Annotated in this window: 7 protein-coding genes; 2 read left to right on the forward strand and 5 right to left on the reverse strand. The window is 51.3% G+C overall.

Features of this window, described 5'->3' with window-relative positions:
• A partial coding sequence (locus D479_RS08735; protein WP_008635910.1) for an HAD-IIB family hydrolase occupies nucleotides 1-509 on the forward strand: 509 nt, incomplete at its 5' end.
• Between the two features lie 101 nt (nucleotides 510-610).
• On the opposite strand, the gene dnaB is transcribed toward D479_RS08735, so the two are convergent.
• From dnaB to D479_RS21060, 5 genes are all read right to left on the reverse strand, one after another.
• On the reverse strand, nucleotides 611-1,972 hold the full coding sequence (gene dnaB, locus D479_RS08740; protein WP_008635912.1) for a replicative DNA helicase: 1,362 nt from the start codon (nucleotides 1,970-1,972) through the stop codon (nucleotides 611-613).
• 139 nt (nucleotides 1,973-2,111) lie between these two features.
• Entirely contained in the window at nucleotides 2,112-2,558 is a 447-nt protein-coding gene (gene rplI / locus D479_RS08745; protein ID WP_008635913.1) for a 50S ribosomal protein L9, read from the reverse strand.
• A complete protein-coding gene (locus D479_RS08750; RefSeq protein ID WP_008635914.1) occupies nucleotides 2,555-4,528 on the reverse strand; it encodes a DHH family phosphoesterase in 1,974 nt (657 codons plus the stop codon). Before D479_RS08750 ends, rplI begins: the two co-directional genes overlap by 4 nt.
• A gap of 29 nt (nucleotides 4,529-4,557) precedes the next feature.
• Nucleotides 4,558-5,328 carry a DUF2232 domain-containing protein gene (locus D479_RS08755; RefSeq protein WP_241210920.1) on the reverse strand — a complete coding sequence of 257 codons (771 nt, stop codon included), beginning with the start codon at nucleotides 5,326-5,328 and terminating at the stop codon, nucleotides 4,558-4,560.
• The gene (locus D479_RS21060; RefSeq protein ID WP_008635916.1) at nucleotides 5,319-5,504 is read right to left on the reverse strand and encodes a DUF2232 domain-containing protein; all 186 of its coding nucleotides are present in this window, start codon (nucleotides 5,502-5,504) and stop codon (nucleotides 5,319-5,321) included. Before D479_RS21060 ends, D479_RS08755 begins: the two co-directional genes overlap by 10 nt.
• Nucleotides 5,505-5,659: 155 nt before the next feature.
• On the opposite strand from D479_RS21060, the gene D479_RS08760 reads away from it, so the two are divergent.
• Nucleotides 5,660-6,475 (forward strand): histidinol-phosphatase HisJ family protein, encoded by an 816-nt coding sequence (locus D479_RS08760; RefSeq protein WP_008635918.1) that lies wholly within the window; start codon nucleotides 5,660-5,662, stop codon nucleotides 6,473-6,475.
• Nucleotides 6,476-6,677 lie beyond the last annotated feature (202 nt).

The raw sequence follows: 6,677 nt of genomic DNA on the forward strand, positions 1-6,677 counted from the left end.
GAAGCCTGCTGCAAGTCGAAATCGACCGGATCAAAAGCGCAAATCCGGACGTGCACATCGGTGAACTCGAGCATGCCATAGAGAAACAATTCGGTCAGAACGGCTTCCGCTTCATCAAAGACCACCGGGACATTGTCGCTTCGGATGCTCCGGTCTACAACATCCTCGCCTTCTCTTTCGACGATGCCAAACGCAGCCTCGGGAAAGAACGCTACCGGGGAAAACCGACCATGACCCTTGTCAGTTCGGCCGATCATAACTTCGAACTGGAGCACAAGGATGCATCGAAAGGGCTCGCCTTACAAAAGCTTGCCTCCCATCTCGGCTTATCTATGGAAAAGACAGCGGCGGTCGGCGACAGTCCGAATGACTTATCGATGATGAAAATGGCCGGTCACTGTGCCGCTATGGGGAACGCGAAGGACCTCATTATAGAAACGGGAGATTTCACAACGAAGACCAATGAGGAGCACGGCGTCGCACACGCCATCGCCCACTGGTTATCCTGATGTTTCATCCACTTACCCAGCGTAACTCCCCGGGAGGCGTGATGGGTCGTGATGAAAATATAAGAAAGCAGACGCATCCATCAAGGAGGCGTCTGCTTTTTCTATGCCGGCGGAATGTCAGCATTGCTGTAGCGGTGGTCGAGGTCGACGAACTTGTTGTACTCCTTGACGAAGGCAAGTTCTACGTTACCGACCGGTCCGTTACGCTGTTTCGCGATAATGATTTCAATGATGTTCTGACTTTCCGACTCTTTGTCGTAATAGTCGTCACGGTAAAGGAAGCCGACGATATCGGCATCCTGCTCGATCGATCCGGATTCCCGAAGGTCGGACATCATCGGGCGCTTATCCTGTCTCGACTCCACCCCACGGGACAGCTGGGAAAGAGCGATCAGCGGCACGTTCAATTCACGGGCGAGCCCCTTCAGGGAACGGGAGATTTCCGATACCTCCTGCTGACGGTTCTCTTTCGAATTGACGCTTCCCTGGATCAACTGCAGGTAGTCGATCAGAATCATACCAAGTCCGTGTTCCTGCTTCAGACGACGGCACTTCGAGCGGATTTCACTGACACGCACACCCGGCGTATCATCAATGAAGATCCCTGCGTTCGACAGACTCCCCATCGCCATCGTCAGCTTGTTCCAGTCTTCTGTTTCCAGCGTACCGGTCCGGAGTCGCTGGGCATCAATGTTTCCTTCTGCACAGAGCATACGGGACACGAGCTGATCGGCACCCATCTCCAAACTGAAGATCGCGACGTTCTCATCCGTATGGACCGCTACGTTCTGCGCGATGTTCAAAGCAAAGGCGGTCTTACCCATGGAAGGACGGGCGGCGATAATAATCAGATCGTTCCGCTGGAAGCCGGAAGTAATCTGATCGAGGTCCCTGTAGCCGGTCGGAATTCCGGTCGTATTCCCGTCATTATGGTGGAGCTGTTCGATGTTGTCATAAACGTCGATCAAAACATCCTTAATGTTCTTGAAGGCGCTGGAATCCTTCCGCTGGGAAACTTCCAGGATATCCTTCTCCGCCGAATTCAGGACATCATCCAGGTTTTCTTCTTCGGAATATCCAGTCGTTACGATATTCGTCGCCGTCCGGATCAAGTTCCGAAGCGTTGCTTTCTCACCGACAATCTTCGTGTAGTAGGCGATGTTGGCAGCGGTCGGTACGGAATTCGCAATATCTGTCAGATAGGAAACTCCCCCTACCTCTTCCAACACTTTATTGTTCGTAAGCGCCGTCGTCACGGTGACGAGGTCGATCGGCTCTCCCCGATCGGACAGAAAGAGCATCGCTTCATATATACGCTGATGGCTGGCCCGGTAGAAATCTTCCGGGAGCAGAGACTCCGCTGCTGTCGACATCGCTTCAGGCTCTAAAAAGATCGCACCCAAAACCGCCTGCTCCGCTTCAATATTGTGGGGCGGGGTACGATCATTCCACATTTCACTCACTAATTTTTCCTCCTCTGACTCTAAAACGAAAACGTCCGCTGCCGTACTCTTCCAAGGTTGCTTACCGACGTCCGGGAAGATCAGGGAAAAGAGAAGCGCCCACGGCTACAGCCGGAGTGGGCGCTTGATGACAAACCGCTTACTTCTCCTCTACATGGACACGGATCGTGCCTGTCACTTCCGGATGAAGCTTCACAGGTACGTTCGTATATCCGAGCGTCCGGATCGGGTCATCCAGCTCGATTTTACGTTTGTCGATTTTAATATCATGGTCTTTCTTCAGCTGTTCCGCAATCTGCTTGCTTGTGATGGAACCGAACAAGCGGCCGCCGTCTCCGGATTTCGCTGTCAGCTTCACTTCCATACCGGAAAGCGTCTCTTTCAACTGCTTTGCTTCCTCCACTTCTTCCTGCGCACGCTGCTCCTGCTTCGCATCCTTTGCTTTCTGCGCCTGGAGGTTTCCTTTCGTCGCTTCAACGGCCAAGTTATTTTTAAGCAGATAGTTGCGGGCGTAACCGTCGTTTACATCCTTGATTTCGCCCTTCTTGCCTTTCCCCTTAACATCGGCTTTAAAAATTACTTTCATTCAAAGTCTCCCCCTTCAAAATACTCATCAATTATATCTTGCAACAATGCTTTCGCATCTTCAATCGTTGTGTCTTCCAATTGGGTCGCCGCATTCGTCAAATGCCCTCCGCCGTTCATCTTCTCCATGATGACCTGGACGTTGATGTCCCCAAGCGAACGGGCGCTGATGCCGATTCGTCCGTCTTTACGTTCGGAAATGACGAAGGATGCGACGATTCCGCTCATCGTAAGCAGCGTATCGGCGGCCTGTGCGATGATGACCGGTCCATAGGATTCGCCTTTGTCCCCGGTCGAGATGGCAATTCCATCCCTATATACGCTCGCCTGCTCGATCAGCTTGCTTCTCCGTATATAAATATCAAGATCTTCCTTCATGAACTTCTGCACGAGGACGGTGTCCGCTCCTTTAGAACGAAGGTAGGACGCCGCGTCGAACGTGCGCGAGCCGGTTCTCAGCGTGAAGCTCTTCGTATCGACGATGATTCCTGACAGCAGCGCCGTCGATTCAAGCATCGACAGTTTCAGCTTCTTCGGCTGGTATTCCAGCAATTCCGTCACAAGTTCTGCAGTCGAAGATGCGTACGGTTCCATGTACACGAGCGTCGGATCGGAGATGAACTCTTCGGCCCGGCGGTGGTGATCGATGACGACGACATGTTCGGTCTTCGATAACAATTTCTCTTCGATGACCATCGACGGCTTGTGCGTATCGACAATGACAAGCAGCGTATCGTTCGTCACCATTTCAAGCGCATCCTGAGGTGACAGGAAGTAACGCCACAAGTCCTCATCCTTCTCGATCTCTTCAATCATCCGTTGGACACCTGTATCGATATCGTCGGGATCAAGAACAATCGCTGCTTCTTTATCATTCGCCTGAGCGATCTTCAGAATCCCGATCGATGCCCCGACCGAATCCATATCCGGAGACTTGTGCCCCATGATGAGCACCTTTTCACTCTCCTGGACGAGCTCCTTCATCGCATGGGAGATAACGCGGGCCCGGACACGGGTCCGTTTCTCCATCGGATTCGTTTTACCGCCGTAGAAGCGGACTTTCCCGGAGTCATCCTTGATCGCCACCTGATCTCCGCCGCGCCCCAGTGCAAGGTCGAGACTGGACTGAGCCAGTTCGCCAAGCTCCGGCAGGCTGACCGGTCCGACACCGATACCGAAGCTGAGCGTCAACGGGACGTTCTGATCGGTAATCAGCTCACGGACATCATCCAGAATTTCGAACTTCGCCTTTTCAAGCGTTGCCAGAATCTCCTGGTTCAAGACTGCCATGAAGCGCTCCTGAGACGTCCGTTTCAAATAAATGCCGTAATCGCCGGCCCATTTATTCAATATCGACGTCACCTGGGAGTTGATATGACTCTTCGCTGTATCGTCCATCCCTTGAGTGATCTCTTCATAGTTATCCAGGAAGATGACGGACAGCACCGTCTGTTCGTTCTCATAGCGATTATGGATTTCGGTCTGCCGCGTCCTGTCGAACAAGTAAAGCAGCCGTTCCTCACGCTTGATGACCGTCTGGAACTTATAGTTGCCGATCGTAAGCCACACTTCATCCTCATCTTCCTTGACGGCAGGGATGATTTGATCGGACAGCTTCTTAAGAGACTGACCGACGATCGAGTCCTCCTCTGTGAACCTGTTCATGTAGGGATTCGCCCATTCAATCGTGAAATTCTCACTGAAGAGGATGATCCCGATCGGCATCTCGAGTAACGCCTCTTCCCCCACCTTCTTGACCCGGTAGGAAAGCGTCGAAATATATTCCTCTGTTTCGCTGATCATATTCTGTTCCGTACGGACACTGTAAAAGATGGACGCAGCTAAAAACAGCGTCATCATCAGTCCCAATGTCCACTGGTAATACCAAATGAATCCAAGCAGCACAAGAGAGATCAAATAAATGATCCATAAGTGTCCGCTCATCGTTGGTTTTTTAAAGAAATTCGGCATTGCATTCAGCTCCCACCATCTGCTCCGAGCTATTTATCCTTCGTTTCTCCCAAGCGTTCCCGCAATGGAAATCCTAAATCAATTATACCTAAGATTCTTACAAGATACAGCATCAATTGTGGAAGAAGCAAGGTGAAAACGATGAGCACCACCGGAATTGCCTTGGACCATTTCTTCACACCGGCATAGAAAAATACGAAAGAAAAGCCTTGGATGACGATCAGCGTCCCTGTCAACGTGAAGATGTTGATGGCGGCTAAATAAAGCAGCCCGCCTCCGTCTCCGACAATCAGATTCAAAATCAATGCAATCAAGTAGTACCATAATACAGCAGACGGCAGCCGGAAGTTCTTGAAAGAGACGAAGCGGTACGACTTCTTCTCCACCCGGTTGATCACCTTGTACGTAATCCACTGATTCAGGAACGCAAGGACGATTCCTGTCATAGCGAGAATACTAGGCATGATGTCAGGGAGAAACGCGATCTGCTCCCGCATGGCGGCAATCTGCTGCTCGACCTGCTCCTCGTCCATCACACCGGAGAGAAGGTTCTCTGCGGAAGTGACTCCTTCTTCCAGATTGTTGTTGAAGTCATCGATCCAGTTGACGTCGAACACAAACTGAGTAGCAAGGAACAATAGAACGATTCCGATGATGAAGCCGACCGAACCGATGGCCAGCGTCTCATAGGATCCGCGCTTCTTATGCATGGCACCACCAAGGAACAGGCCGCCGATGCCGGCAAGCAGCGTGACCGGCGATATCACTGTCGCAAACAGCAAGGAAAAGATCAAAGCCACCAGGAACACCAGGCTCCGGGTTTCCACCCATGCCGATGCGCGTAATAAGCGAACGGTACGGGCAGGACAAATATCATGAAAGGACCAATAATCGGCATATACAAAGAAAGCAGCAGCAATATCAAGTAGATACCGGCCATCAAAGCCCCTTCCGTTAATCTTCGTGATTTATTCATTTCTTTTGAAGCACCTCTATTTCTACGGGCTTTTAGTAACCTCCCTATTTTAACATACAAAGGGTACCTGTTTCTCGTCTCATCCATCCGTTCCAGGACTTGGTCATATGAACACAGTCTGGTATGATAAATGAAATTAATAGAGGAGGACGATCATGCGTACCGACTATCATGTTCATATGGCAGAAACTGGCAACTTAGATATCGACTACCTCAGAACCTACATACAAAAAGCGAAAGAAGAAGGCATTGAAGAACTCGGCATATCCGAGCACGCTTATTTCTTCCAGGAAACGAGTGCGATCCTCTCGAACCCGTGGGTGGAGAATCGCAGAACCCTTGAATTCGATACGTACCAGAAGATGTTCGATGCGGCAGAGGAAGCCGGGCTTCCTATTAAAATGGGAATAGAGATGGACTATATGCCGGGAAAAGAAAAAGAGATGAAAGACTTCATCGACGCCCATCCCTTCGACTATGTGATCGGATCCGTTCACTGGATCGATGATTGGGGAATCGATCTCGCCATTTTCCGGGACGAGTACGAAAAGCGTGATTTGAAAGAAGTGTACCGTCAGTATTTCGACCGGGTCGTCACTCTGGCAGAATCCGGCCTGTTCGATTTCGTCGGCCATATCGATGTCATCAAAGTATTCGGCTATCGACCGGATGATGAGGCGTTTCTGAAAGAACAGTATGAACGCGCAGCCAAAGCGCTGGCGTCGACCAACACATGCATCGAGATCAGCACGGCCGGTCTCCGGAAGCCGGTCGGCATCATGTATCCGGACCCTGTGCTGCTGCAGATTTGTAAGGATCACGGCGTCGGGATCGTCCTTTGTTCGGACGCTCATAAACCGGACCATATCGGGTACCGATACGGGGAAGCAATCGACCTCGCGAAGTCGGTCGGCTACGATAGTGTGCACGTTTTCTCCAATAGAAAAGCGACGGTACACCCGATCGACTGACCCAGTTTCACGTGAAACACGCACACAAAAAAACCGAACGCATCCAGCTCAAAAAGCCGGGAGACGTTCGGTTTTTTTCATATTCCACCCTCACCAGCTGATGATTGGAGGGCAGGGCGGAGACTCCTGCGGGAAAAGCGAGACAGGAGAGACCCCGGAAGAGCGGAGCTCTGAGGAGGCTCGCCGGCCGCCCGCGGAAAGC

This window comes from Halobacillus sp. BAB-2008, from assembly GCF_000328325.1.
In the GTDB taxonomy this organism is placed as follows: Bacteria; Bacillota; Bacilli; order Bacillales; family Halobacillaceae; genus Halobacillus.

What these genes read in the sequence shown, in the direction of transcription:
- D479_RS08750 (WP_008635914.1), bottom strand. Translation starts at nt 4,528, where the DNA reads ATGCCGAATTTCTTTAAAAAACCAACGATGAGCGGACACTTATGGATC.
- D479_RS21060 (WP_008635916.1), bottom strand. Translation starts at nt 5,504, where the DNA reads ATGAATAAATCACGAAGATTAACGGAAGGGGCTTTGATGGCCGGTATC.
- D479_RS08760 (WP_008635918.1), top strand. Translation starts at nt 5,660, where the DNA reads ATGCGTACCGACTATCATGTTCATATGGCAGAAACTGGCAACTTAGAT.
- rplI (WP_008635913.1), bottom strand. Translation starts at nt 2,558, where the DNA reads ATGAAAGTAATTTTTAAAGCCGATGTTAAGGGGAAAGGCAAGAAGGGC.